23 protein-coding genes are annotated in these 24,723 nt (G+C 71.1%); 16 read left to right on the top strand and 7 right to left on the bottom strand.

Going from position 1 to position 24,723, the window contains the following annotated elements:
- The 3 genes from rpmF (at position 1) to mutM (ending at position 2,049) form a co-directional block, all read left to right on the top strand.
- Entirely contained in the window at positions 1-180 is a 180-nt protein-coding gene (rpmF, locus tag ABGB14_RS20150; protein ID WP_033409409.1) for a 50S ribosomal protein L32, read from the top strand.
- A gap of 210 nt (positions 181-390) precedes the next feature.
- Entirely contained in the window at positions 391-1,104 is a 714-nt protein-coding gene (gene rnc, locus ABGB14_RS20145; protein ID WP_246079802.1) for a ribonuclease III, read from the top strand.
- A gap of 60 nt (positions 1,105-1,164) precedes the next feature.
- Positions 1,165-2,049 carry a bifunctional DNA-formamidopyrimidine glycosylase/DNA-(apurinic or apyrimidinic site) lyase gene (gene mutM / locus ABGB14_RS20140; protein ID WP_347645542.1) on the top strand — a complete coding sequence of 295 codons (885 nt, stop codon included), beginning with the start codon at positions 1,165-1,167 and terminating at the stop codon, positions 2,047-2,049.
- On the opposite strand, the gene ABGB14_RS20135 is transcribed toward mutM, so the two are convergent.
- Entirely contained in the window at positions 1,958-3,208 is a 1,251-nt protein-coding gene (locus ABGB14_RS20135; RefSeq protein WP_347645286.1) for an MFS transporter, read from the bottom strand. The genes mutM and ABGB14_RS20135 overlap by 92 nt on opposite strands.
- A gap of 90 nt (positions 3,209-3,298) precedes the next feature.
- On the opposite strand from ABGB14_RS20135, the gene ABGB14_RS20130 reads away from it, so the two are divergent.
- The 7 genes from ABGB14_RS20130 (at position 3,299) to ABGB14_RS20100 (ending at position 13,282) form a co-directional block, all read left to right on the top strand.
- The gene (locus tag ABGB14_RS20130) at positions 3,299-4,201 is read left to right on the top strand and encodes a LysR family transcriptional regulator (protein WP_347645284.1); all 903 of its coding nucleotides are present in this window, start codon (positions 3,299-3,301) and stop codon (positions 4,199-4,201) included.
- 18 nt (positions 4,202-4,219) lie between these two features.
- A complete protein-coding gene (locus ABGB14_RS20125; protein WP_347645282.1) occupies positions 4,220-4,525 on the top strand; it encodes an acylphosphatase in 306 nt (101 codons plus the stop codon).
- Between the two features lie 191 nt (positions 4,526-4,716).
- On the top strand, positions 4,717-4,911 hold the full coding sequence (locus ABGB14_RS20120; RefSeq protein ID WP_090938435.1) for a hypothetical protein: 195 nt from the start codon (positions 4,717-4,719) through the stop codon (positions 4,909-4,911).
- 174 nt (positions 4,912-5,085) lie between these two features.
- Positions 5,086-8,832 (top strand): chromosome segregation protein SMC, encoded by a 3,747-nt coding sequence (gene smc, locus ABGB14_RS20115; protein ID WP_347645281.1) that lies wholly within the window; start codon positions 5,086-5,088, stop codon positions 8,830-8,832.
- Between the two features lie 53 nt (positions 8,833-8,885).
- Entirely contained in the window at positions 8,886-10,058 is a 1,173-nt protein-coding gene (gene ftsY / locus ABGB14_RS20110; protein WP_347645280.1) for a signal recognition particle-docking protein FtsY, read from the top strand.
- A gap of 274 nt (positions 10,059-10,332) precedes the next feature.
- Positions 10,333-12,021 carry a tetratricopeptide repeat protein gene (locus ABGB14_RS20105; RefSeq protein ID WP_347645278.1) on the top strand — a complete coding sequence of 563 codons (1,689 nt, stop codon included), beginning with the start codon at positions 10,333-10,335 and terminating at the stop codon, positions 12,019-12,021.
- A gap of 4 nt (positions 12,022-12,025) precedes the next feature.
- The gene (locus tag ABGB14_RS20100; protein WP_347645277.1) at positions 12,026-13,282 is read left to right on the top strand and encodes an MFS transporter; all 1,257 of its coding nucleotides are present in this window, start codon (positions 12,026-12,028) and stop codon (positions 13,280-13,282) included.
- Here ABGB14_RS20100 and ABGB14_RS20095 read toward each other — a convergent pair.
- Genes ABGB14_RS20095 through ABGB14_RS20085 form a run of 3 tightly spaced genes read right to left on the bottom strand, consistent with a single transcriptional unit; the run spans position 13,203 to position 16,077 of the window.
- Positions 13,203-14,006, bottom strand: coding sequence for an ABC transporter ATP-binding protein (locus tag ABGB14_RS20095; RefSeq protein ID WP_347645276.1), 804 nt, complete (start codon positions 14,004-14,006; stop codon positions 13,203-13,205). The two genes, ABGB14_RS20100 and ABGB14_RS20095, sit on opposite strands and share 80 nt — an antisense overlap.
- Complete coding sequence (locus ABGB14_RS20090; RefSeq protein ID WP_347645274.1) at positions 14,003-15,046, bottom strand: iron chelate uptake ABC transporter family permease subunit; 1,044 nt, start codon at positions 15,044-15,046, stop codon at positions 14,003-14,005. Before ABGB14_RS20090 ends, ABGB14_RS20095 begins: the two co-directional genes overlap by 4 nt.
- Entirely contained in the window at positions 15,043-16,077 is a 1,035-nt protein-coding gene (locus ABGB14_RS20085; RefSeq protein ID WP_347645272.1) for an iron ABC transporter permease, read from the bottom strand. Before ABGB14_RS20085 ends, ABGB14_RS20090 begins: the two co-directional genes overlap by 4 nt.
- Positions 16,078-16,177: 100 nt before the next feature.
- On the opposite strand from ABGB14_RS20085, the gene ABGB14_RS20080 reads away from it, so the two are divergent.
- Together ABGB14_RS20080 and ABGB14_RS20075 are read left to right on the top strand one after the other, a co-directional pair.
- The gene (locus tag ABGB14_RS20080) at positions 16,178-17,146 is read left to right on the top strand and encodes an iron-siderophore ABC transporter substrate-binding protein (RefSeq protein WP_347645271.1); all 969 of its coding nucleotides are present in this window, start codon (positions 16,178-16,180) and stop codon (positions 17,144-17,146) included.
- A gap of 570 nt (positions 17,147-17,716) precedes the next feature.
- Positions 17,717-18,301 carry a sigma-70 family RNA polymerase sigma factor gene (locus ABGB14_RS20075; RefSeq protein WP_347645269.1) on the top strand — a complete coding sequence of 195 codons (585 nt, stop codon included), beginning with the start codon at positions 17,717-17,719 and terminating at the stop codon, positions 18,299-18,301.
- Positions 18,302-18,327: 26 nt separating this feature from the next.
- Here ABGB14_RS20075 and ABGB14_RS20070 read toward each other — a convergent pair whose 3' ends face one another.
- Together ABGB14_RS20070 and ABGB14_RS20065 are read right to left on the bottom strand one after the other, a co-directional pair.
- A complete protein-coding gene (locus ABGB14_RS20070) occupies positions 18,328-19,272 on the bottom strand; it encodes a sensor histidine kinase (RefSeq protein WP_347645267.1) in 945 nt (314 codons plus the stop codon).
- A gap of 18 nt (positions 19,273-19,290) precedes the next feature.
- Positions 19,291-20,130 (bottom strand): DMT family transporter, encoded by an 840-nt coding sequence (locus tag ABGB14_RS20065; protein WP_347645265.1) that lies wholly within the window; start codon positions 20,128-20,130, stop codon positions 19,291-19,293.
- Positions 20,131-20,220: 90 nt separating this feature from the next.
- Here ABGB14_RS20065 and ABGB14_RS20060 point away from each other — a divergent pair, with 90 nt between their 5' ends.
- The 4 genes from ABGB14_RS20060 (at position 20,221) to ABGB14_RS20045 (ending at position 22,686) form a co-directional block, all read left to right on the top strand.
- Positions 20,221-20,796 (top strand): XRE family transcriptional regulator, encoded by a 576-nt coding sequence (locus ABGB14_RS20060; RefSeq protein ID WP_347645264.1) that lies wholly within the window; start codon positions 20,221-20,223, stop codon positions 20,794-20,796.
- An 82-nt stretch (positions 20,797-20,878) separates the two neighbouring features.
- On the top strand, positions 20,879-21,184 hold the full coding sequence (locus tag ABGB14_RS20055; RefSeq protein WP_347645263.1) for a hypothetical protein: 306 nt from the start codon (positions 20,879-20,881) through the stop codon (positions 21,182-21,184).
- Positions 21,185-21,213: 29 nt separating this feature from the next.
- A complete protein-coding gene (locus ABGB14_RS20050; RefSeq protein WP_347645261.1) occupies positions 21,214-21,999 on the top strand; it encodes a polysaccharide deacetylase family protein in 786 nt (261 codons plus the stop codon).
- A gap of 36 nt (positions 22,000-22,035) precedes the next feature.
- A complete protein-coding gene (locus ABGB14_RS20045) occupies positions 22,036-22,686 on the top strand; it encodes a DUF2461 domain-containing protein (protein WP_347645259.1) in 651 nt (216 codons plus the stop codon).
- A gap of 93 nt (positions 22,687-22,779) precedes the next feature.
- Here ABGB14_RS20045 and typA read toward each other — a convergent pair whose 3' ends face one another.
- The gene (gene typA / locus ABGB14_RS20040; RefSeq protein WP_347645257.1) at positions 22,780-24,630 is read right to left on the bottom strand and encodes a translational GTPase TypA; all 1,851 of its coding nucleotides are present in this window, start codon (positions 24,628-24,630) and stop codon (positions 22,780-22,782) included.
- Between the last annotated feature and the right edge of the window lie 93 nt (positions 24,631-24,723).

Genomic DNA, 24,723 nt, shown 5'->3' with positions numbered 1-24,723 from the left:
GTGGCCGTCCCGAAGCGAAAGATGTCGCGGAGCAACACCCGCGCCCGTCGCTCCCAGTGGAAGACGACTGCTGTCGCCCTGGTGAGCTGCCCGCAGTGCCGTTCGCCGAAGCAGCCGCACATCGCGTGCCCCACCTGCGGCACCTACAATCGTCGTCAGGTCATCGAGCCGTCCGCCTGATTGACGTGATGCCGGCCGGGTGCCATTGTGCCTCGGTCGGCGTTACCGTTTCGGATGCGTGCGGCGGCGGTTCGCCCGCGGCCGTGGTGGACGCCGGGGCTACGCGTTACCCCGACGCCCACCACGTTTTCGGGCATCTTCCGCAGCCGGCGCGCCGTGTGAAGATGTCCGAGGAGGAAGCACGTGGGCGCAGGTCCTAAGCCGGTGGCCGTGGAGGTCGCCAGAGACGAGTTGGAGCGGGTCCTGGCGGTCGCCCTGGATCCCGCGATCCTCGAGCGGGCGCTGACGCACCGCTCCTACGCGTACGAGAACGGTGGCCTGCCCACCAACGAGCGCCTGGAGTTCCTGGGCGACTCGGTGCTGGGCCTGGTGGTCACCGACACTCTCTACCGCAACCATCCCGATCTGCCCGAGGGCCAGTTGGCGAAGCTGCGCGCCGCGGTGGTCAACATGCGGGCGCTGGCCGACGTGGCCCGCGGGCTCGGGCTGGGCCGGTTCCTGCGGCTCGGCAGGGGCGAGGAGGGCACCGGCGGGCGCGACAAGTCGTCCATCCTGGCCGACACGCTCGAGGCGCTGATCGGCGCGGTCTATGTCGACAAGGGTCTCGACGAGGCGTTCCGGGTGGTGCACCTGCTGTTCGACCCGCTGATCGTGCGCTCGGCGTCGCTGGGCGCGGGGCTCGACTGGAAGACCTCCCTGCAGGAGCTGACCGCCTCCGAGGCGCTCGGCGTGCCCGAATACCATGTCGAGGAGAGCGGCCCCGACCACGCCAAGTCGTTCACGGCGATGGTGCGGGTCGGCGGCGAGTCCTACGGCTCGGGCACCGGGCGCAGCAAGAAGGAGGCCGAGCAGCAGGCGGCCGAGGCGGCGTGGACCCGCATCAGGGCTCGCAGGGAGCAGCGGGAGAGCCAGCCCGCGAGCTGAGTGTCCGCGTCCGGGGTTTCCACAAGGTGAGAGTTCGGCGTCCAGAGGGCGAGGTGCGTGTTGCCCGAGCTGCCCGAGGTCGAGGTCGTCAGGCGCGGCCTCGCGCAATGGGTCATCGGCCGTGAGATCGCCTCGGCGGAGGTGCTACACCCCCGCGCGATCAGGCGTCACATGCCCGGCCCCGACGAGTTCACCGCGCGGCTGAAGGGCCGCACGCTGCTGTCGGCCGAGCGCCGCGGCAAATATCTGTGGTTGCCGCTGTCGGGCGCCGAGGAGGCGCTCATGGCCCACCTGGGGATGAGCGGCCAGTTGCTGGTGGTCGACGGTGACGCGCCGCCGGAGAAACACCTCAGGGTACGCCTCCGCTTCGAGGACGGCGGCCCCGACCTGCGCTTCGTCGACCAGCGTACGTTCGGCCACATCATGCTCACCGCCCTGGTCGGCGGCGTGCCCGAGCCGATCGCCCACATCGCGCCCGACCCGTTCGAGGCGGCGTTCGACGAGGAGGAGTTCACCCGCAGGCTCAGGGCCAAACGCACCGAGATCAAGCGGGCCCTGCTCGACCAGTCGCTGATCAGCGGCGTCGGCAACATCTACGCCGACGAGGCTCTGTGGATCGCCCGGCTCCACTGGGCCCATCCCACGCAGACGCTCACCAGGCCCAAGATCGCCGAGCTGCTGGCCGCCGTCCGCGCGGTGATGGCCGCCGCCCTCCAGCAGGGCGGCACGTCGTTCGACAGCCTCTACGTCGACGTCAACGGCGACAGCGGCTACTTCGAGCGTTCCCTGGAGGTCTACGGCCGGCGCGACCTGCCGTGCTCGCGCTGCGGCGCGCCGATCCGGCGCGAGGCGTTCATGAACCGGTCGTCCTACTCCTGCCCCAGATGCCAGCGACGACCGCGCCCAGAGCGGCCAGGCCCGCCGCCAGTCCCATCACCGCGCTGATCGAGACGCCGTCGACCACCCGGCCGCCGGCGAGCGCGCCGAGCGCGATGGAGACGTTGAAGGCGCTGACGAACAGCGCCGTGCCGAGCTCGCCGCCGCCCTCCCGCATGATCCACAGCTGGAGGGCGACGCCCACGCCGCCGTAGCCGAGGCCCCACACCACGAGCAAGGCCAGGGGCAGCCCGATCACCGGCAGCGCCGCCGTGGCCAGGGCCATGAGCGCGGCCAGCGCGATCAGCACCGGCCTGGGGTTCCTGGCGGCCAGCGCACCTGAGGCGAAGTTGCCCGCCACGCCGGCGGCGCCGTACACGAGGAGCGCGGTGCTGATGAGGGCGGGGCCGGCGTGCGAGACCTGCTCCAGGAACGGCCGGACGTAGGTGTAGGCCGCGAAGTGGCCGGACACGAGGAGGACGGTCAGCACGAGCACGAGCCTGAGCGGCCGTGAGAGCCACGCCGCCCGCCTGCCGGGCCGGCGGGCGGCCTCGGTGCCCTCCGCGGCGTCCCGCGCCGGTGTGGAGCCGTTCTGGGCGGTTTCGCGGTCGTTCCGAGGCCGGGCGGGCGTGGGCGGCGGGTCGCCGGGAAGCGGCGGCAGGGTGGCGGCGAGCACGGCGAGCAGGACCAGCGCCACCACCCCCATGGCGATGAACGCGCTCCGCCACCCCGCGAACGACGACACGAATGTGGCCGCCGGCACCCCCAGCACCGACGCCACCGACACCCCGGACAAGATGATCGACGTGGCCCGTCCGACCGACCGGCCGGGCACGAGCCGGGGCGCCAGCCCGGCCGCGAACGCCCAGAAACCGCCGATGCTCACCCCGGTCAGCACCCGGGCGGCCATCATGACGACGTGGCTCTGGGCGAACGCGCCCGCCAGGTTGGCCACCGCCAGCAACGCCATCAGCCCCAGCAGGGTGACCCGCCGGTCGACCCGGCGGGTGGTCACCGCCAGCAGGGGTGCGGCGACCGCCGCGACCAGCCCTGGGGCCGTCATCATCAGCCCGGCCGTGCCGTCGGAGACGCGGAGGTCGGAGGCGATCGCGGTCAGCAGCCCGACGGGCAGCATCTCGCTGGTCACGATGGTGAAGGTGCCGACCGCGACCGAGGTCACGGCGAGCCATCGCGCCTGGGTGGAGGCGCGTACATCGGTCATTGTCATGTCGCTCAGCCTTCTGGCGTCCGCGGGCGGGAACAATGGCGAAGGCCGAAAGCTTGGTTTAGGCAGGCTAAGCGATCGGTGGAGGTGGAGATGGAGTTCAGGGAACTGGAGTGCTTCGTCGTGCTCAGCGAGGAGTTGCACTTCGCGCGTACGGCCGAGCGCCTCTACCTGTCTCCGGGCCGGGTGAGCCAGCTCATGCGCTCGCTGGAGACCAGGATCGGCGGCCGGCTCTTCCAGCGGACCAGCAGGCGGGTGCGCCTGACACCGCTCGGCGAACGTTTCCTGGCCGACCTGAGGCCCGCGTACGAAGGGCTGGCCACGGCCGTGAGCCGGGCGAAGGCGGCCGCCCGCGAGGTGACGGGCGTGCTCAGGGTGGGGTTCCTGGCCACGCCCACGGATGTCGTGACGGGCAGCGTACGCGCCTTCGAGAGCCGCCACCCCGGCTGCGAGGTCGAGCTGGTGGAGATCCCGCTGTCCGACCCGTTCGGCAGGCTGCGGGCCGGACGGGTGGACATCGCGTTCACGCTGCTGCCGGTGGACGAGCCCGACCTGGCGGTGGGCGAGGGCCTGAACCGGGTGTCGTACGAGCTGGGCGTCTCCACCCGCCATCCCCTGGCCGGCCGGGCGAGCATCGGCGCCGAGGAACTGGCGGGCCTGCCCCTGATCGGCCTGGACGGTCCAGCACCGCGCGCCTGGCGGGAACGCGTGGCACCCTCCGTGACCCCTTCAGGACGTCCGATTCCCCGGGCCGGTACGGTGACCACGAGCCAGGAGGGCCTGACCCAGGTGGCGCTCGGCCGGGGCGGCATGCTCTTCTGCGCCCCCACGGCCGCCCACCACAGGCGTCCCGACGTGAGGTTCGTCCCCGTCGCCGGCCTGCCTCCGTCGATTCTCGGCCTGGCCTGGGCGCGGGCGGCCGAGACGGCGGCGATCCGGGCGTTCCGCGACGCGGCGGCCCGGCACGCGCTCGGCTCGGAGGCCTTGGTGGCGTGAGAGCACAGGGGAGATCAGATGTCGGAGAACACGAAAAATACCGAAAAATCGGAGAACGTCCGGGTGACTGCCTGGGTGCGGGGGAGGGTCCAGGGTGTGGGGTTCCGCTGGTGGACCCGGGCCAGAGCGCTCGAGCTCGGACTGGCGGGATGGGCGCGCAACACCGAGGACGGCCGGGTGGAGGTGGTCGCCGAGGGGCCGCGGTCGGCGTGCGTCAAGCTGCTGGAGCTGCTCAGAGGTTGCGACACGCCGGGCAGGGTCGATGGAGTAGTGGAACGTTGGAGCGAACCACGAGGTAGTTTGGGCGGTTTTGTGGAGCGATAGCGACTTCCCCTAAACCCCCCAAATGGGGTATAGTTGTATGTCGGGAGTGCCCATCAGTAGGGCTCAGCGGTTCGATCGACTTGACCGCCCACACTGCCGGTGCGACTCTTGTTAAGTACCACGCGCACCCCTCCCGCGGAATAAGAAGTGCGCGAACCAGTCTGGTCACTCAGCGTGGAGGACCCTTTACCATGGCGAAGGCTCTACTCGGCCACGTCGGCGGTCCTGACCCTCGAATGGTCTCGGAAATGCGCCGCCTGCAGCAGCGTATCCGGGATCTGGAGGCAGAACTCATCCGACTTCAGGCCACGAATGACGCTCTTGCGGCGCAAACCCGCGACGAGGCGCTAAGCCGCATGCAAGAGCGCGAGCCGGCACTCACCTGAGAGTGATCGGAGCGCAAGACCCAGGGACGTCTCGAAGAGGCGTCCCTTGTTATTTTCCCCTGCTCGGAAAGCTTCCTTTGCCCTGGTCACGCCGGTTCCGACGGCATGCGCCCGCGGGCCGCATCAGGGACCAGTAGTCTTTTCCGAAGTCGTCGAGGGAAAAGGGGGCCGCGCTTGTATTTGAAGACCCTCACCCTGCGCGGCTTCAAGTCCTTCGCCTCCGCGACCGCCCTGCGGTTCGAGCCCGGCATCACCTGCGTCGTCGGCCCCAACGGCTCGGGCAAGTCCAACGTCGTCGACGCCCTGGCCTGGGTCATGGGCGAGCACAGCGCCAAGTCGCTGCGCGGCGGCAAGATGGAGGACGTCATCTTCGCCGGCACCTCCTCCAGGCCCCCGCTCGGGCGCGCCGAGGTGACGCTGACCATCGACAACAGCGACGGCGCGCTGCCGATCGACTACACCGAGGTCACGATCAGCCGGCTGATGTTCAGGTCGGGGCAGAGCGAATACGCGATCAACGGCGACACCTGCCGCCTGCTCGACATCCAGGAACTGCTGTCCGACTCGGGCATCGGCCGCGAGATGCACGTCATCGTCGGGCAGGGGCAGCTCGACGCCGTGCTGCACGCCGGGCCCGAGGATCGGCGGGCGTTCATCGAAGAGGCCGCCGGCGTGCTCAAACACCGCAAGCGCAAGGAAAAGGCGCTGCGCAAGCTCGACGCCATGCAGGCCAACCTGACCCGCGTGCAGGACCTCACCACGGAGCTGCGCCGCCAGCTCAAGCCGCTGGGCCGCCAGGCCGAGATCGCCCGCAAGGCCGCCGTCATCCAGGCCGACCTGCGTGACGCCAGGCTCCGGCTGCTGGCCGACGACGTGGGCACGCTGCGTGCCACCCTGGAACGCGAGGCCGCCGACGAGGCCGCGATCACGGCCAGGCGCAACCAGGTCGAGAACGAGCTCGCGGAAGGCCAGCAGCGCGAGACCGCGCTGGAGGCCGCCGAGGCGGAGGCACAGCCCCGGCTGGCCGCCGCCCAGGAGACCTACTTCCGGCTCTCGTCGCTGCGCGAGCGCATCACCGGCCTCGAACAACTCGCCGCCGAACGCCACCGGCACGCGCTCGACGCCGCCGCCATCGAGCGCAGGGGCCGCGACCCCGAGGAACTGGAGCGCGAGGCGGCCGAGGCCCGCGAGCAGGAGCTGATCCTCAGGGCCGAGCTCGAACACGCGCACGAGCTCCTGGAGGCGGCCGTCGAGCGGCGCACCGAGGCCGAATCCGAGCTGAACGCGGAGGAGCAGCGGCTCGCGATGGCCGCCAGGGCCGCCGCCGACCGCCGGGAAGGGCTGGCCAAGCTGCGCGGCCAGGTCGATTCCGTACGCAGCAGGGCCAGGGCCGCCGAGGAGGAGATCGGCAGGCTCCGGGCGGCGGTGGCCGACGCGACCGAGCGCGAGCGCCAGGCCACGGAAGACCTGGAGGCGCGGCGGCTGGAGGAGCCCGCCGCCGACCCCGCGCTTGCCGAGGAGCTGGCCACGGCGCAGGCCATGGTCGAGGAGGCCGCGGCGGTCGCCGACGAGGCGCGGGCTGCGGCCGAGGAGGCCAAGGCCGGCCTCGACGCGCCGCGGGCCGCCCTGCAGTCCGCGAAGTCGGCCGTGGCCACGGCCCGCGCCGCCGACCAGGAGGCCCAGCGTTCGGTGGCCGCGCTGGCCGCGCGCAGGGAGGCGCTGGAGCTGGGGCTGGCCAAGGGCGACGGCGGCGCGGCGCTGCTGGACGCCGGCCTCGCCGGAGTGCTCGGCCCGCTGGCGGCCGCCATGCAGGTCACGCCGGGGGCGGAGCCGGCCGTGGCGGCCGTGCTCGGTCCCGTCGCTGAGGCGATCACCGTGAAGAGCCTCGGCGCCGCCGTCGAGGCCATCGACCTGCTCCGCGCCCAGGGCAAGGGCCAGGCCACGCTCCTTGTCGCCCATGCCCCCGACCATCCGTCATCGGCCCCGTCCGGCCAGGAGCCCGCAGCCGGTCCCGCAGCGGCGGGCGCGACAGGCGCGGGTGCGGCGCGGCGGGGGGAGGCCCCCGACGGCAGTCGCTGGGTGGCCGACCTCGTCACGGTGCCCGGCCATCTCCGTCCGGCACTCGATCACGTGCTGGCCGGTGTGGCGGTCGTCGACGATGCGGAGGCCGCGCGCGAGCTGGTCGAGCGCCATCCCGGCCTGCGGGCCGTCACCACGCACGGCGACCTGGTGGGCGCGTACGTCGCCGATGGCGGATCCGACGGCGGCACCTCCGTGCTCCAGGTCCGGGCCGCCCTCGACGAGGCGGTCAAAGACCTGGAGGAGGCCGAGAGCAGGGCGGAGGAGACCGTCAGCGCCCTCGACGAGGCGATTGACCAGGAGCAGGCCGCTCAGTCGGCCCTGGAGGCCGCGCAGGCCCGCGTCGGCGAGGCCCAGACCGCCGTCACGACCGCCCAGGCCGGCGTGAGCGCCGCGCAGGGCACGCTCGACCAGGTCAGGAGCCGCCAGCGGGAGGCCGACCAGCGCAACGCCGAGGCCGCCAGGCAACTGGCCCAGCTCGAGGCCGCCGCCGGCGCCGCCCGCGCCGAGGCCGAACGCCTGGCCAGGAGCGTCACCAAGGCGGAGGAAGCCCGCGCGGAGGGCCTGGAAGAGCTGGCCGAGCTGGAGATCCGGCTGGCCGAGGCCGAATACGCCCAGGAGCTGGAGTCCGAGCCCACCACCGACGGCCGCGACGAGCTGGCGGGCGCATGCGAGGCCGCCAGGCAGCGCGAGATGGACACCCGCCTGCAGGTGCGCACCGCTGAGGAGCGAGTCAAGGGCATCGAGGGCCGTGCCGACGGCCTGCTGCGAGCCGCCCAGCGCGAGCGCCAGGAACGCGCCCAGGCGGCCGCCCAGCGCGCCAGGCGCAGGCAGCAGGCCGCCGTGGCCGAGGCCGTCAGCAAGGGCGCCAAGCGGGTGCTCGATGCCCTGGCGACCTCCATCCAGCTGGCCGCCGGGGAACGTGACGAGGCCGACCTCACCAGGGTCGCCGTCGACGCCGAGCTCAAGCAGGTGCGCCTGCGCGTACGCGAGCTCGGCCAGGAGCTGGACAAGCTGGTCAACCGGGTGCACGGCAGTGAGGTGGCCCGCACCGAGCAGCGCCTGCGGCTGGAGCAGATGGAGCAGCGGGCGCTGGAGGAGTTCGGGGTCGAGGTCGAATCCCTGATCTCCGAGTACGGCCCCGACGCCCCGGTGCCCGGTGACCCGCCCGTGCCGTACGTCCGCGAGGAGCAGGAGAAGCGCGCCAGGGCGGCCGAGCGGCAGATGAACCAGCTCGGCAAGGTCAACCCGCTGGCGCTGGAGGAGTTCGCGGCGCTGGAGGAGCGGCACGCGTTCCTCACCTCGCAGCTCGAAGACCTCAAGAAGACCAGGCGCGACCTGCTGACGGTGGTCAAGGAGGTCGACGACCGGGTGGAGCAGATGTTCGCCTCGGCGTACGACGACGTGGCCAGGGAGTTCGAGCAGATCTTCACCAGGGTCTTCCCCGGGGGCGAGGGCCGGCTGGTCCTCACCGAGCCGGCCGACATGCTGACCACCGGCATCGAGGTCGAGGCCAGGCCGCCGGGCAAGAAGGTCAAGCGGCTGTCGCTGCTGTCGGGTGGCGAGCGCTCGCTGACGGCGGTGGCGTTCCTGATCTCCATCTTCAAGGCGCGGCCGTCGCCGTTCTACGTGATGGACGAGGTCGAGGCCGCGCTCGACGACACCAACACGCAGCGCCTGCTGACGTTGTTCGAGGAGTTGCGGCAGAGCTCGCAGCTCATCGTGATCACCCACAACAAGCGCACGATGGAGATCGCCGACGCACTCTACGGCGTGTCGATGCGCGGTGACGGTGTCACACAGGTGGTCAGCCAGCGACTGAGGGAGCGCGAGTCGGCCTGACAGGTGTGGCCTTGGGCATGAGCATGGGGGTCGATCTGGAAAACTGACATCTTGTGGATGGTTACCTCGGCGTCATCGTGATCGTGGCCGTCGTCGCCCTGCTGGCGGTCGGCGGTCTGTTCCTGCTCTTCCGGCCGGGCCGAAAAGCGCCTCCGCCGGTCAAGCCGCCCGAGTCTCCCGTGCTTCCCGAGGAGAAGCGGCCCGCGGGGGCGGGCGAGGAGGGCGAGGGGGCGACCACCACGCTGCCGCCTCCGGCCAAGCCGGCCGAGCCGGTCGTGGTGGAGCCCGAGGTCGAGGTGCCGCCGCCGTCCGCGGGCCGGATGGTGCGGCTGCGCTCGCGGCTGGCGCGCTCGCAGAGCGCTCTGGGCCGCGGGCTGCTGGAGCTGCTCTCCCGCGACCGGCTCGACGACGACGTGTGGGACGCGATCGAGGAGAGCCTGATCACGGCCGACGTGGGCGTCGCGCCGACCCAGGTCATGGTCGAGGAGCTGCGCACCAAGGTCAAGGTGCTGGGCAGCCGCACGCCCGAGGAGGTGCGCGGCCTGCTGCGCGAGCAGCTGCTCGCGCAGGTCGGCCCCGATCTCGACCGCACGCTGCACGTGCGCAAACACGGCGAACGGCCCGCGGTGGTGCTCGTCGTGGGCGTCAACGGCACCGGCAAGACCACCACCACCGGCAAGCTCGCGCGCTCGCTCGTCGGCGACGGCAAGAAGGTCGTGCTCGGCGCGGCCGACACCTTCCGGGCGGCCGCCGCCGACCAGCTGCAGACCTGGGGCGAGCGGGTCGGCGCCGACACGGTGCGCGGCCCCGAGGGCGGCGACCCGGCCTCCGTGGCCTTCGACGCGGTCGCCAAGGGCACGGAGGAGAAGGTCGACGTCGTCATCGTCGACACCGCCGGCCGCCTGCACACCAAGACCGGCCTCATGGACGAGCTGGGCAAGGTGAAGCGGGTCATCGAGAAGAAGGCCACGGTCGACGAGGTGCTGCTCGTCCTCGACGCCACCACCGGCCAGAACGGCATGCGCCAGGCCCAGGTGTTCGCCGAGGTGGTCAACATCACCGGCATCGCGCTGACCAAGCTCGACGGCACGGCCAAGGGCGGCATCGTGATCTCGGTGCAGCGGGAGCTGGGGGTGCCGGTCAAGCTCGTGGGGCTGGGCGAGGGGCCCGACGACCTGGCGCCGTTCGATCCCGAGGTTTTCGTGGACGCGATTCTCGGCGACTGAGGACAATTTCCGGCTTGGCCGTAATTAGTCCTGAAATATGCATTACCAGATAACCATTGATTGATGTCTTTTCCGTGTGCTGACATTGACCGGTCATCAAGCTGAATGCTCGGTTCCATTCAACGACGAAGGGGCATCATGAAGAAGATCGTTGTTCACCGGCCAGGGACCGTGAAGCCGACCGCCGCGGCAGCGCCGAGGCACGGCACCTGACCCACCCCGGCCGGCGCCTGATCGAGGGCGCCGGCCCCGCCTGAGCACGGAATGGGGTCGTGTGGACACGATCATGCTGGACGCGGACCGCCGCATCGGCGGCCCTTACACGCTCGCCGCCGGGCTGCTCGGCCATCTCGTCCCGGCCGCCCTGGCGCGGCATCCCGAGCTGGTCGCCGCGCATGACATCGAGATCCGGACGGCCGGGCCGAAACTCCGCGACGTCGTCCCGGCGCGCAGGCGCTCGCTGGCCGACGACCTCCCCCCCGCGCAGCGCATCCTCATCCCCGCCGCCCGGCGCAGCCTCAGGATCGCCAACGGGCTGGCCGAGTTCGTCCGTGACCACCTCCACCGCGCTGGCCCGCTCGCCGTGACCGTGGCCAACCTCGACGCCGCCGACCACACCGACACCGAGCTCGTCGCCGTGCTGCGGCGCCGGCTCGACCCCGGCCTGCTGCGGATCGACGAGGGCCCGCAGGCACCGTCGACCGCACCCCCGACAAGGGCGCTGCCGGGCGACTTCGACCGCTACCGCGACGAGGGTTTCCACCACGCGATGGCCGAGTCGGGCCTGGAGGCGCTGCGCGGCATGGCGTACGACGCCGACCCGGGGCGGTGGCGGCAGCTCCTGCAGCGCGTGGCCGCCTCGCTGGAGGCCATCGAGCGCGAGGACGAAGCCCGCGAGCTCTACGACCGCGCCAGACGCGAGAGCACCGACCCCAAACATCGCGCCACCATCGCCTACGCCACCGCCATGATCCTCGTACGCCACCACGACCCCGCCCGGCGCGACCCCGAGGAGGCGCTGGCCTGGATCAACGAGGCGATCACGATCACGTCGCTGCTGCCCGACCCCAGGGAGCGGGCCTTCCACCTCGGCTTCGACCTCAACGGCAAAGCCCTGGTCGAGGTGCGCAGGGGCCGCCCGGCCGCCGCGATGGAGCTGGTGCGGCAGGCCATCGACCTGGCCGAGGCCGACCTGCCGGCCGAGCATCCGATCCACAAGCTCGTGCTCCGCGCCAACCGGGCCCAGCTCCTGGCCATGACGGGCCGGGCGGAGGAGTCGCTGGCCGACTACACGCGGGCCATCGAGGCCGATCCCGGCTATCCCGACTACTACCTCGACCGGGGCAACCTGCTGCACAAGCTGGGCCGCGACGACGAGGCGCTGGCCGACTACGAGAGCGTCATGCGCCTCAGCCCGCCCTTCCCCGAGGCGTACTACAACCGGTCCGAGCTGCGTTACGCGGCGGGCGACCTCGCGGGTGCCCGCGCCGACCTGGATCACACGCTGGAGCTCGACCCGGAGTTCGCGCCCGCGTACGTGAACAGGTCCGGGCTGAGCTCGGCGGCCGGCGCGTACACCGAGGCCCGGCAGGACGTCGAGCGAGGGCTGCGGCTCGCGCCGCGTGACCCGCACCTGCTGTGCGTGCTCGGCCAGGTCGAGCTGGCCGAGCAGCGCCACCCGGAGGCGCGCGCCGCCTTCGACCGGGCCCTGGAGCTCGCCCCCGATCTGGTCGCGGCCTGGGCGGGGCGGGCCGAGCTGGCCTTCGAGCTCGGCGACCACGGCGCGGCCCTGGCCGACCTGACGAGCGCGCTCAAGCGTGCGGAGACGGCCGAGCTGCTGTTCAACAGGGCGGTGGTGCACCGGGCCGCGGGACACCCGGGCGAAGCCCGCCACGACCTTCTCAGGGCCGCGGTCCTGGCACCCGGCGACGGCGACATCGGGCAGGCTCTCAGCGAGGTCTGAGCCCATGGGACGGCGCTACTGGCTCCTGCTCAGCGCCTTCCTCGCCTCCTCGCTCGGCACCTGGATCTACCGGCTGGCCCTGCCGCTCCTGGTCTACGACCTGACCGGCTCGGCGCTCGGCACCGGGCTCGTGTACGCCATGGAATACCTGCCGTACGTCGCGCTCGGCATGGTAGGCGGGGCGCTCGCGGACCGGGTCGACCGGCGGCGCGTGCTCGTGATCGGCGACCTGACGTCGGGCGCGGTCACCGTGCTGCTCGCGGTGATCGTGACGGCCGGCGTGCGGCAGGTCTGGGCGATCTACGCGGTGGCGTTCCTGCTGGCCTGCGTCGATCCCCTCTACCAGCCCGCGTTCCGCTCGATGGTGCCCTCGCTGGTCCCGGTGGAGCGGCTGCCGCAGGCGAACGCGCGGCTCCACATGGGCGAGCACGCGGTGAACATGGTCGGCCCCGTGATCGGCGGCGCGCTCGTCGTGGGTCTCGGCCACCAGGCAGCGATCTACGTGGACGCGGGCACGTTCCTGCTGTCGGCCCTGCTGATCTGGCCCGTCAGGGCGGCGCGGGGCCCGCTGACGAAACGAGGCCGGTCCGTGCTCGCGGACATCGGAGAGGGCCTCAGCTTCCTGTTCCGTGGCGACAAGGTGGTGCTCACCACCGCGCTCGCGACCGCGGCGTGCAACTTCGGGGTCTGGCTGCTGCTGGCCGGGCTCGTCTACTACCTCAGCTCGTACCACGGGTTCAGCCCGGGGGAGATCGGCGTCGTCTACGCCTTCCAGGGGGTGGGCGCGGTGCTCGGGGCAGCGCTCGGCAGCCGGTTGCTGCGCAGGTATCCGCCGGGACCGGTGATCTGCCTGGCCGTCGCCGCGGGCGGCCTGTCGATGCTGGCCATGATCGTGGCGCGCGGCCCTGTGCCGATCGGGCTCGCCTGGCTGGGGCAGTTCGCCGCGGCGGGGACGTCGATCGTGGCCATCGCGACCGCGCGCCAGCTGCTCGTCCCCGACCATCTGCTCGGACGGGTGCTCGGCACGGCCAGGATGATCGCCTTTCTGTCCATCCCGCTCGCGTCGCTGGCCACGGGCGTGTTCGAGTCGGAGACGCGCAACGCGTACGCGCTGATGGCCGTCGCTGGTGTGAGCTGGCTGGCCATCGCCGCGGTCGTGGCGCACACGCCGCTGGGCCGGCTCAGGCTTCCCGCTCTGCGGGACGGGCACGCGGGCCGATCGGCACCACCAGGGGAGTCCCGGCCACCGGATCCTCGATGACCTTGGCGTCCAGCTCGAACACCTCGCGCAGCAGTTCCTCGGTCAGCACGTCGTGCGGGGCGCCCGAGGCGATCACCTGCCCGGCGCGCATGGCCACGAGCCGGTCGGCGTAGCGGGCGGCCAGGTTGAGGTCGTGCAGGACCATGACGACCGTGCGTCCGGCCCGCTGGTGCAGGTGGCGTACGAGCTCCAGCACCTCCACCTGGTGGGCGAGATCGAGGAAGGTCGTGGGTTCGTCGAGCAGCAGCAGGTCGGTGCCCTGGGCCAGGGCCATGGAGATCCACGCCCGCTGCCGTTGCCCGCCCGACAACTCGTCCAGCGGCCGTTCGGCCAGGTCGGCGAGGCCCGTCATGTCCAGCGCCGCGGTGACCGCGCCCTCGTCGTCGGAGGACCACTGCCGATACCACGTCTGGTGCGGATGCCGCCCCCTGGCCACCAGGTCGGCCACGGTCAGGCCTTCGGGGGCGACGGGCGCCTGGGGAAGCATGCCGAGGATCTTGGCGACCTCCCGGGTGGGGAGCTTGTCGATGCGCTTGCCGTCGAGCAGTACCTCACCGCCCTGCGGTTTGAGCAGGCGGCCGAGCGCGCGCAGCAGGGTGGACTTGCCACAGCCGTTCGGGCCGATGATGGCGGTCACGGTGCCCGCCTCGATGCCGAGGTCGAGCCCGTCGACGATGACGCGCTCGCCGTACCCGAGCCTGACGTCGGCGGCCTGCAGTCTCACTTGCGTGACCTCCAGATCAGATGGATCAGGTAGGGCGCGCCCAGCACGGCGGTGACGATGCCGACGGGCAGCTCGAGCGGGGAGAACGCGGTGCGCGCGATCAGGTCGGCGCCCGTGGTGAGCACGCCGCCGATGACCGCCGAGCACAACAGGGGCGGCCGTCTTGACCGGACCAGCCTGAGCGCGATCTGCGGCGAGGCGAGGGCCACGAACGCGATCGGGCCGGCGGAGGCGGTGGCCACGGCCGCCAGCAGCACGGCGGCGAGGATCAGCAGGGCGCGGGCCGGATTCATGCGGACGCCGAGGGCGGTGACGGTGTCGTCGCCGAAGCGCAGGGCGTCGAGCGAGCGGGTGCCGAGCAGGGTCAGCGGCACCAGCACGGCCAGGGCCAGCGCCGTGGGCGTCACGTGCTCCCAGCCCCGGCCGTTGAGCGAGCCGCTGATCCAGATCATGGCGCGGCTGGTGTCGTTGACGTCGCCGACCGTGAGGAGCCAGAACTTGATGTTGGTGAACACGGCGGCCACGCCGATGCCGACCAGCACCAGGCGGTAGCCGTCCAGGCCCCGCCGCCAGGCCAGCCCGTAGACGACGGCGGCGCCGAGCAGGCCGCCGAGCAGGGCGAGCGCGGGGATGCCGAGGGTGGACAGCAGGCCGCTCACGCCGCCGTAGACGCTGCCGCTGGCCACCACGCCGGCCACGACCGTGACGGAGGCGCCGGTGGTGACGCCGAGAATCTCGGGGCTGGCCAGGGGGTTGCGGGCGATGGACTGGATGATCGCCCCGGACAGCGCGAGCGCCGCGCCGACGAGGGCGCCGGTGAGCGCGCGCGGCAGGCGCAGTTCCATGATGACGAAGTGGCCCGCGTTGCCGGCGTCGAACGTGCCGGCGACCACGTCGGCGAGGCTCATCTCGATGTCGCCGATGCGCATGTTCAGGCCCATGAGCAGGGCGAGCAGGACCAGCCCGGCCAGGGTGAGCACGACGCCGCGCGGGCGCACCTGCCAGGACAGGCCGGCGACGCGCAAGGGGAGGGCGGTCACAGGCGCACCGGCTTCCTGCGCCGTACGAGGGCGACGAAGAACGGCGCCCCGAGCAGCGCGAGCACCACACCGACCTCCAGCTCTCCCGGCGGGGCGACCACGCGTCCGATCACGTCGGCGAGCAGCAGCAGCGCCGCGCCGACGAGCCCGGAGTACGGCAGCAGCCACCGGTGGTCGGTGCCCGACAGCGGACGGATCAGGTGGGGCACGATGAGCCCGACGAACGCCAGCGAGCCGCAGGCGGCGACCGACGCGCCCGACAGCAGGGTGACGGCGGCGACGCCGACGGCGCGGGTCACGGGGATGTTCTGGCCGAGGCTCCGCGCGACGTCCTCGCCGAGCGAGAGGGCGTTGAGCCCGGGGGCGTTGACCGCCGCCAGCACGAGGCCCACCAGGATGAACGGCAGCACCTGCCAGACGACGTCGGCGCCGCGGGCCGCGATGGAGCCCGCCTGCCAGAAGCGGAACACGTCCATCGCCTGCTCGTCCAGCAGCACGATGGCCGAGGTCAGCGCGTAGAGGAAGGCGCTCACGGCGGTGCCCGCGAGCGCCAGCGTGACCGGGGTCGGGCTGCCCTTGCCGCCCGTCATGCCGAGCGCGAACACCGCGACGCTGGCGACCAGCGCCCCCGCCAGGCCGAACCAGATGTAGCCGAGCAGGCTGGAGACGCCGAGCAGCACGATCGAGGACACCATCGCGAACGCCGCCCCCTGCGTGACGCCGAGCAGGCCGGGGTCGGCGAGCGGGTTGCGGGTGTGGCCCTGCATGAGCGCGCCGGCCACGCCGAGGGCGACTCCGGCGAGCACGCCGAGCACCGTCCTGGGGACGCGCAGCGCGCGGATGACGATGTCGTTCTCGGTGCCGGTCGGCGCGGTGAGCGCGTGCCAGGCGTCGGTGACCGGCACGGACTTGGAGCCGACGGTGACGCTCAGCACCACGGCGACGAGCACGGAGGCGACCAGCACGATCAGGACCGTGAGCCGCCGGTGGCGGACGCCACGAAGCCCGGGGGCGACGGCCGTTGCGCTCACCCGCGCCCTCCTCGATGTTTGCCGGATCCCGGTGCAGTATGCCAGCTTAGGCAGGGCTAACCTAAATTAGGTTTGCCTTATCTTGACCGAAAGGGTGCTGATGAGACCGTTGCGCGCGTTGGTCTGCGCCGTCCTCGTGGTGGGGCTCGCCGCCTGCGGTTCCGCGGAGACCGCCGACGCCCCCTCGCTGAGCGCCCCCTTCAGGACCGTCAAGCACGTCATGGGCGAGACGGTGATCCCGGAGCAGCCGAAGCGGGTGGTGGCGCTCGACCAGAGTTTCGTCGACGCGGTGCTCACCCTGGAGACGCCGGTGGTGGGCTACACCACCTACCGCTCGATCGACACCGAGCTCCCCGGCTATCTCGGGGCCGTCGCCGAGCGGTACGGCAAGCGGGCCGCTCCGGTCGGAACGCTGGAGCAGCCGAGCCTGGAGAAGATCATCGCGCTCAAGCCCGACCTGATCGTCTCGGCCAAGGTCCGCCACGAGGCGCTGTACGACAAGCTCTCCAAGATCGCGCCCACGGTCTTCAGCGAGACCACCGGGGCCATCTGGAAGGACAACCTCCGCCTCATGGGCCAGGCCCTGGGCAAGGAGGCACTCGCCGACACCAGGATCAAGGAGTACGAGGAGAGGGCCGCCGCGATCGGCGAGGCGATCAAGAAGAAGGACGGCGAGCTGCCGACGATCTCCGTCGTGCGCTTCGCCGGCGAGCCGACGACCCGGCTCTACGTGGAGAACTCCTACTCCGGCGTGGTCATGAAGGACGTCGGCTTCCCCCGCCCTGAGGGCCAGCCGGCCGCGAAGGACGCCATCGCCGTGGACGTCAGCCAGGAGCGGATCGCGGAGCTGGACGCCGACCAGATCTTCGTCGCGACATATCCGGATCCGTCGTCTGAGGGGCCCAAGGAGAAGTTCGTCAACAACCCGCTCTGGGGCAAGCTCAAGGGTGACAAGCACGAGGTCAGCGACCTGACCTGGATGAGCGCCGTGGGCATCCAGGGCGCGCACGCCATGCTGGACGACGTGGCGAAGTTCTTCGCCGTCGATCCCGCCAGACCCGCCTCCTGACGCCCATGGAGGTCGGGGAATAGCCGGCCCGGCGCTGTCGTTGTGCACCAACTCGGGGCTGTCAGGTGCCCGGCGACGGCCGTGGCCGGCCCGATCCGGCCAATTCGTGGACGGCAGGCAACGACCCGGTTCGAACTAGTTCGATGTTCGAGTGAACTCCCGGCCGCATCGGCTCGTCTTTCAAGGAAAGGTTTACACCCCGGCCCGAGGGCAGCGGAAAGACGTGCAGATGTGTGTCACGGCAACGGTCGGCATCGACCTGGTGCATGGCGTCGGCCACCCAGCGGCGGCTGCCAGGGACATGACGGCCGACGAGACTCATGCCTATACGCTATCCCATGTGACTCTTGCCACTCTTACTGTGAAAATGGGTGGGTAGTGTTATGATAATGAGACTTGTCCGGCCGTGGACGTGACCACGCACGCCGCGAGCAGATGGACGAAGACCCCTTCTGACCAAGGCGGAACCGCACTAACGCGCCCCTTACCTGGTGCTTGCGATGATGGAACCGCTGTCAGGCGGCTTGTGCCGAAACGGGGGATAGCGCAAGGGGGATTGATTTGATCACTATGACCGATGAGCAGCGTCAGGACTGGTTCGAACGGGACGTCGTGCCCGTGACGTCGCAGCTGTTCGCCTCCGCCATGCGCCTGACCCGCAACACCGCCGACGCGGAGGACCTCGTGCAGGAGACGGTGGCGAAGGCGTACACGTCCTACCACCAGTTCCGCGAGGGCACCAACCTCAAGGCGTGGTTGCACCGGATCCTCACCAACAACTTCATCAACGACTACCGCAAGAAGCAGCGCTCTCCCAAGCTGTCCGCGGCCGAGGACATCGAGGACTGGCAGCTGCACGCCGCCGAGTCCCACTCCTCGACCGGGCTGCGTTCCGCCGAGAACGAGGCGCTCGACCGGCTCCCCGACAACATCGTGATGAACGCCCTGCGCAGCCTGCCCGAGGACTTCCGCGTGGCCGTCTACCTGGCCGACGTCGAGGGCTTCGCGTACAAGGAGATCGCTGAGCGCATGGGCACCCCGATCGGCACCGTGATGTCGCGCCTCCACCGAGGCCGCCGCCAGCTGCGCGGCATGCTGGAGGGATACGCCCGCGAAGAGGGTGCCGTACGCGTCCCCGCACAGAGCGCCGCCTAGCTCAGAGCCACGGCTCCGGCGCGCGCCTACGGTCCCATGGCGAGACGGAGGCGGACGCGCAACAGGCCGTCCTCGGCGCGCAACTCGACGAGATCGCACAGTTGCCGGCTGATCCAGAGCCCGTATCCCCTGGGGGATCCGGGCTCCGGTGGTATGTAGCCGGGCAGGGGATCGTGGAGCGCGCCGCCAGGGTCGGCGATCTCGCACACGAGCTCCTCGTCGTCCACCCACATCGTGATCGTGCCGTGGCCTGCGCCGTGCTCGATGCTGTTGGCCGCGATCTCCGACGCGCTGAGCACGAGTGACGGGACGAGGTCGCCGTCCATGCCGGCCGCCCTGGCGTAGTCGCCGACGCTGCGGCGCAGCCGCTTCAGCTCGCGCGCGGTGAAGTCGAACGTCTTGGCGTCGCCGCCCGGCTCGGGCAGGGGCGCGCGATCGGTGTCCAGCACCAGGTCGTGCGGCTCGACGAAGCGGGCGCAGGCCGCCTCGCCACCGGGGCCGAGCAGCAGGGGATGGGTGACATGGGTGTGGTCGAGCACGCCAGCGGGCACGTGGCGGACGTCGTAGAGGCACCACAGGATCGCCGGCCGCGCGCGGAGCGCGGCGTTGATGACGGACTCGTAACGGATGAGCTCCCTGACCTCGCGCTCGCTCCTGCCCTCCCAGACGGGCTCGCCCACGATGAACGTGCGAGGGCCGCGCGTGTAGTCGTGCAGGCCGGCCAGGGTTCGGTAGGGGTGGGTGTACCAGGACACGGAGTCGCGGAGGTCGACGCGCCCGGCGTCGCGGCCCAGGGCGTCGGCCAGCAGGCGGAGCTTGGCCGGCCCGGTGATCACCAGGACCCGCCTGCCCTCGCCCAGCGCCGCGCGCACGCGCGGGACGGTCAGGCTCACGAACGCCTCGTCCGAGCCGTACGGCACCGCGACGTGCCTCAACGGCTCGTCACCGGAACGTGCCCGATCAGGGCGCACGGGCGAAACGTAGCAAGGCTAGGGATGCTGTGCAACGGCTATCAGCGCCACCGCCCCGAGCGCGCAGGCCACGCCGGTCATCTGGACGGCCCGCAGCCGCTCGCCGAGCACGTGGCGGGCCAGCAGAAGGGTGCTGGCCGGGTAGAGCGAGACGAGCACGGCGACGAGGCTGAGCAGGCCGTCCTGCTGGGCGAGCAGGAAGAGCACGTTCGCCGTCATGTCCAGCACGCCGGCGGCGACGATGATGTGCAGTGACCCCGGCCGCGGTCTGAGCGTCCTCCGGGTGACCAGGGCGAGCAGGGCCACCACGGTCACCGACGAGAGCCTGGCGCCGACCAGCGGCCACAGGCCGGACTCGTGGGAGGCCATGGAGAGCAGGACGAAGAAGCCGCCGAACCCGGCGCCCGCGGCCAGCGCCGCCGCCACCGAGGCGACGGAGCCGTGTCCGCCGCCTGAGCTGTCCTGGCTGACCAGCAGCACGGAGCCCAGCGCCAGCGCCACCCCGACCAGTGCCCAGAACGCCGGCCGCTCGCCGGTCGCCAGCCCGAACACCACGGGCAGCGCGGCCGAGGTGACCGCGGTCGTCGGCGCGACCACCGACATGACGCCCGTGGCCAGCGCCCGGTAGAACAGCACCAGCCCGGCCGCCCCCGACATGCCCGCGGCCAGCCCCCATGACAGCGCCGTGTCGCTGAACGCGCCGGGCAGCAGCGGCAGAAGGGCCAGGATCAGCCCCAGGCCGGCGATCTGCGACAGCACGACGACCGAGAGCACCTGGGTTCGTCTGGTGGCCAGGCCGCCGAAGAAGTCGGCCGTGCCGTAGACCACCGCGCAGGCGGCCGCCAGGATCACCGTCATGTCGCACTCCGTCCAGTCCAACAAACTGCACGCTTAGTACAACATATTAGGTTCAGCACAGTGCAATAGGTTTTCACTACACTGCACTCCATGGAGGACCCCGAGCTGATCACCCAGGCCATCGCCAACAACGTCCGGGCCCAGCGCTCCCACCGCGGGCTGACGCTCGACGCGCTGGCCGCCAGGTCGGGGGTGAGCAGGGGGATGCTCGTCCAGGTGGAGCAGGGTCGGACCAACCCGAGCGTCTCCACGCTCACCAGGATCGCCTCCGCCCTGGGCGTCACAGTGGCCCGACTCGTCGAGGTCGCCGACGTGCCCATGGTGCGCGTCATCGACAAGGCCGACGTCGTCACGTTCCGCCAGGGCGACGTGCAGGCCCGCCTGCTCGTGGGCGCGGACGTGCCGATGATCCTGGAGTTGTGGGACTGGCGGCTGGCCCCTGGCGAGCACCACGACGGCGACGCCCACCCGCCCGGCACCCGCGAGATGCTCACGGTGCTCGACGGCGAGCTGACGATCACCGTCTACGGCAAAAGCCACACCATCGGCAGGGACGACGCGGTGCTCTTCACCGCCGACCGTCCCCACCGCTACGCGAACAACGGCAAGGAGCAGCTCAGGTTCGTCATGGTGGTCGCCGAGCCCCGCGAGACACCCGACCAATGACGGAGATATCCCTTATAAGCGGCTGGCACCCGTTGTCTGGGTACATCACTGATGTGTGCAGAACGTCGGCAGGGGGTGGCGGGTGAGTGAGGCCCGAGCGGCGACGGAGAAGCTCCAGGCGGAGCTCCACGGTCTGGGCGTCACCAGCGCGTACGACGTGGGCGACGATGCGACCGTCTCGGTGTGGATAGGCCTGGTCGTGCGCTACAGGGACGGCTTTTACCGTTGGCAGGAAGGGCCGGTGAAACGTCGGCATCTGGGTACGGATCCGGCCGGATGTGCCATGCGCGTGGCGCGCCGCTCCGAAGAACTGCGGGCCGATATCCCACCCTGGTGGGATGACCTGGTCAGGGAACTGCGGGGGAAACCGGCCCAGGACTATCCGTAGCCCCCGTACGCGGTGTTTCGGGGGGACGCATGCGCGGGTGGGCTCTGCCGCTGGCCCTGTTGGCTCTGGTCAGCTTCGCCACCCAGGTGGTGGTGCACCCCCATCCTCCGGCGCTCCCGATCGTGCCCGTCCAGCCGCCGCCGGTCGAGCGCTCCGTTCTGGCCAGGCGGCTGGAGTCGATGCAGGCCGACTGGCCGCGCCACGTCGACTGCGCCTCGGCCAAGTGCGTGGCCCTGACCTTCGACGACGGGCCGGGCGAGCACACGGACCAGCTGCTCGACGTGCTGGACGAGCGCCACGTCAGGGCGACGTTCTTCGTGGTCGGGGAGATGGTGGCGGCCGGCGGCGGGCGAGCCGTGCAGCGTATCGCGGCCGACGGGCACGAGCTCGGCAACCACTCCTGGAGCCACCGGGCGCTGTCCGAGCTGACGCGGAAGGAGCTCCACCGGGAGCTGCGGCACACCGGCCGCCTCGTGCGCCGGCTCACCGGGGTCAGGATGCGGGTGATGCGGCCGCCGTACGGGCTGACGGACCGGCACGTCGCGGCCGAGGCACGCCGCGCGGGCATGGCCCAGATCCTGTGGAACGTCGACACCTTCGACTGGCGGGACCGGACGCCCGAAATCGTGGCCCGGCGGGCCGGCCGGGCCACACCCGGCTCGATCATCCTCATGCACGACATCCACCGCACCACCGTGAAGGCCGTGCCCGCCCTGCTCGACGCGCTCGCGAGAAGGGGCTTCACGTTCGTCACGGTCTCAGAGCTGTACGGCCACCGGAGCCCCACGCCGGGGAGGAAGTACATGAGGCGGTGACCCGGGGCGGCCCGGCCGCGTGGCAGGCTGGTCCACATGGGGTTCACCGGCTTTCCCGACGAGGCGTTCCTGTTCTACGAAGGGCTCGAGGCTGACAACTCGAAGACCTACTTCGGCCGGCACAAACAGCTCTACGAGGAGGCCGTGCGGGAGCCGATGCTCGCGCTCGCCGACGAGCTGGCCACGGAGTTCGGGCCCGCGCAGCTCTTCCGGCCCTATCGTGACGTGCGCTTCGCCAAGGACAAGTCGCCGTACAAGACGCATCAGGGCGCGTTCGTCGACCTGATGCCGGGCATCGGGCTCTACGTGGAGCTGAGCGCGGCCGGGCTGTTCACCGCGGGCGGCGTCTACACGAAGGCCCCCGACCAGGTCGCCCGCTATCGCGCGGCCGTCGACGAAGACCTGTCGGGCAAGCCGCTGGAGTCGATCATCGACTCGCTGGAGGCGGCCGGCTACACGCTCCACGGCGAGCGGCTCAAGACCAGGCCGCGCGGCTTCGACACCGGCCACCCCCGCATCGAGCTGCTGCGGCACAGGTCGCTCCACGCGGGGAAACGGTTCGAGCCGGCGCCGTGGGTGCACACGCCGCAGGTGCGCGAGCAGGTGGCGCGCACGTGGCGCGACTTCGGGCCCCTGGTCGAGTGGCTCTGCACCCACGTGAGAGGCAGCGAGCTGCCGCCCCGCTGACCTGGCCGCCGGAGCAGGAGGCCGCGCCCCACCGGCCTGGCTGCCGTAGGCCGCCAGGCGCGGTGGGTCAGGCGCGGTGGGTCAGCCGGTGGGTCAGGCGCGCTTGGCGCGGGCCGCCGCGCGGCCGCGGGTCGCGGCGTCGAGCACCACCTTGCGGATGCGCACGGCGTCAGGAGTGATCTCCACGCATTCGTCCTCGCGGATGAACTCGAGCGCCTGCTCCAGGGAGAGCACGCGCGGCGGGATCAGCTTCTCCGTCTCCTCGCTGGTGGAGGAGCGCATGTTGGTGAGCTTCTTCTCCTTGGTGATGTTGACGTCCATGTCGTCGGACCGGGAGTTCTCGCCGATGATCATGCCTTCGTAGACCTCGGTCGTCGGCGAGACGAACAGCGTGCCGCGCTCCTGCAGGTTGAGCATCGCGAACGCGGTCACCGGGCCGGACCTGTCGGCCACCAGCGACCCGTTGTTGCGGGTGCGCAGCTCGCCGAACCAGGGCTCGTAGGAGTCGAAGACGTGGTGGACCAGGCCCGTGCCGCGGGTCTCGGTGAGGAACTCCGTGCGGAAGCCGATCAGGCCGCGCGCCGGGACCACGAACTCCATGCGGATCCAGCCGGTGCCGTGGTTGGTCATGTGCTCCATGCGGCCCTTGCGCACCGCCAGGAGCTGCGTGACCGCGCCGAGGTATTCTTCCGGGCAGTCGACCGTGAGGCGCTCGACGGGCTCGTGCACCTTGCCGTCGATCTCTTTGGTGACCACCTGCGGCTTGCCGACGGTGAGCTCGTAGCCCTCGCGGCGCATCTGCTCGACCAGGATGGCCAGCGCCAGCTCGCCGCGGCCCTGCACCTCCCAGGCGTCGGGCCGCTCGGTGGGCAGCACCCGCAGCGACACGTTGCCGACCAGCTCCTTCTCGAGTCGGTCTTTCACCATGCGCGCGGTGACCTTGGAGCCCTTGACCTTGCCCACGAGGGGCGAGGTGTTGGTGCCGATGGTCATCGAGATGGCCGGCTCGTCGACCGTGATGAGCGGCAGCGGGCGCGGGTCGTCGGGGTCGGCCAGCGTCTCGCCGATCATGATCTCGGGGATGCCGGCGATGGCGATGATGTCGCCGGGGCCCGCCTGCTCGGCCGCCTTGCGCTCCAGGGCCTCGGTCATGAGCAGCTCGGTGATCTTCACGCGCTGAATCGTGCCGTCGGTGCGGCACCAGGCCACCTGCTGGCCCTTGCGCATGACGCCCTGGTGGATGCGGCACAGCGCGATGCGGCCGAGATAGGAGGAGGCGTCGAGGTTGGTGACGTGGGCCTGGAGCGGCGCGCTCGGGTCGTAGGTCGGCGCCGGGATGGTCGACTTGATGATGTCGAACAGCGGCTCGAGGTCTCCCGAGTCGGGCATGCCGCCGTCGTCGGGGCGCTCCATGGAGGCCCTGCCCGCCTTGGCCGAGGCGTAGACGATCGGGAAGTCGATCTGCTCCTCGGTGGCGTCGAGATCCATGAAGAGCTCATAGACCTCGTCGACGACCTCTTTGATGCGGGCGTCGGGGCGGTCGACCTTGTTGATGCACAGGATGACCGGCATCTTCGCCGACAGCGCCTTGCGCAGCACGAAGCGGGTCTGCGGCAGCGGGCCCTCGGAGGCGTCGACCAGCAGCACGACCCCGTCGACCATCGAGAGCCCGCGCTCGACCTCGCCGCCGAAGTCGGCGTGGCCGGGGGTGTCGATGATGTTGATGGTCATGCCGCCGTGCTTGACCGCGGTGTTCTTCGCGAGAATGGTGATGCCCTTCTCGCGCTCGAGGTCGTTGGAGTCCATGACGCGGTCGTCGACGTCCTGGTTGGCGCGGAAGGCCCCGGACTGCCAGAGCATGGCGTCGACCAGCGTGGTCTTGCCATGGTCGACGTGCGCGATGATCGCGATGTTCCGCAGGTCTTCGCGGCTGTTCAAAGGCATGAGAGGTCTCGCTCTGTGTCGTGGAGGCGGCCGCGCGAAGTCGCGACCTACCAAGTCTAATTGATCCCCTCTGATGGCGAGCGCGAGCGGGAC

This window comes from Nonomuraea sp. B10E15, from assembly GCF_039871615.1.
Classification (GTDB): Bacteria; Actinomycetota; Actinomycetes; order Streptosporangiales; family Streptosporangiaceae; genus Nonomuraea.
This window is presented reverse-complemented; position numbering and strand designations above follow the sequence as displayed.

Bases quoted from the DNA above. Each gene is read 5' to 3' on its own strand.
- ABGB14_RS20045 (WP_347645259.1), top strand. From the start codon at position 22,036: ATGGGGTTCACCGGCTTTCCCGACGAGGCGTTCCTGTTCTACGAAGGG.
- ABGB14_RS20135 (WP_347645286.1), bottom strand. From the start codon at position 3,208: ATGACAATGACCGATGTACGCGCCTCCACCCAGGCGCGATGGCTCGCC.
- ABGB14_RS20125 (WP_347645282.1), top strand. From the start codon at position 4,220: ATGTCGGAGAACACGAAAAATACCGAAAAATCGGAGAACGTCCGGGTG.
- ABGB14_RS20130 (WP_347645284.1), top strand. From the start codon at position 3,299: ATGGAGTTCAGGGAACTGGAGTGCTTCGTCGTGCTCAGCGAGGAGTTG.
- ABGB14_RS20065 (WP_347645265.1), bottom strand. From the start codon at position 20,130: ATGACGGTGATCCTGGCGGCCGCCTGCGCGGTGGTCTACGGCACGGCC.
- ABGB14_RS20050 (WP_347645261.1), top strand. From the start codon at position 21,214: ATGCGCGGGTGGGCTCTGCCGCTGGCCCTGTTGGCTCTGGTCAGCTTC.
- typA (WP_347645257.1), bottom strand. From the start codon at position 24,630: ATGCCTTTGAACAGCCGCGAAGACCTGCGGAACATCGCGATCATCGCG.
- ABGB14_RS20120 (WP_090938435.1), top strand. From the start codon at position 4,717: ATGGCGAAGGCTCTACTCGGCCACGTCGGCGGTCCTGACCCTCGAATG.
- ABGB14_RS20100 (WP_347645277.1), top strand. From the start codon at position 12,026: ATGGGACGGCGCTACTGGCTCCTGCTCAGCGCCTTCCTCGCCTCCTCG.
- ABGB14_RS20060 (WP_347645264.1), top strand. From the start codon at position 20,221: ATGGAGGACCCCGAGCTGATCACCCAGGCCATCGCCAACAACGTCCGG.
- ABGB14_RS20075 (WP_347645269.1), top strand. From the start codon at position 17,717: ATGACCGATGAGCAGCGTCAGGACTGGTTCGAACGGGACGTCGTGCCC.
- ABGB14_RS20080 (WP_347645271.1), top strand. From the start codon at position 16,178: ATGAGACCGTTGCGCGCGTTGGTCTGCGCCGTCCTCGTGGTGGGGCTC.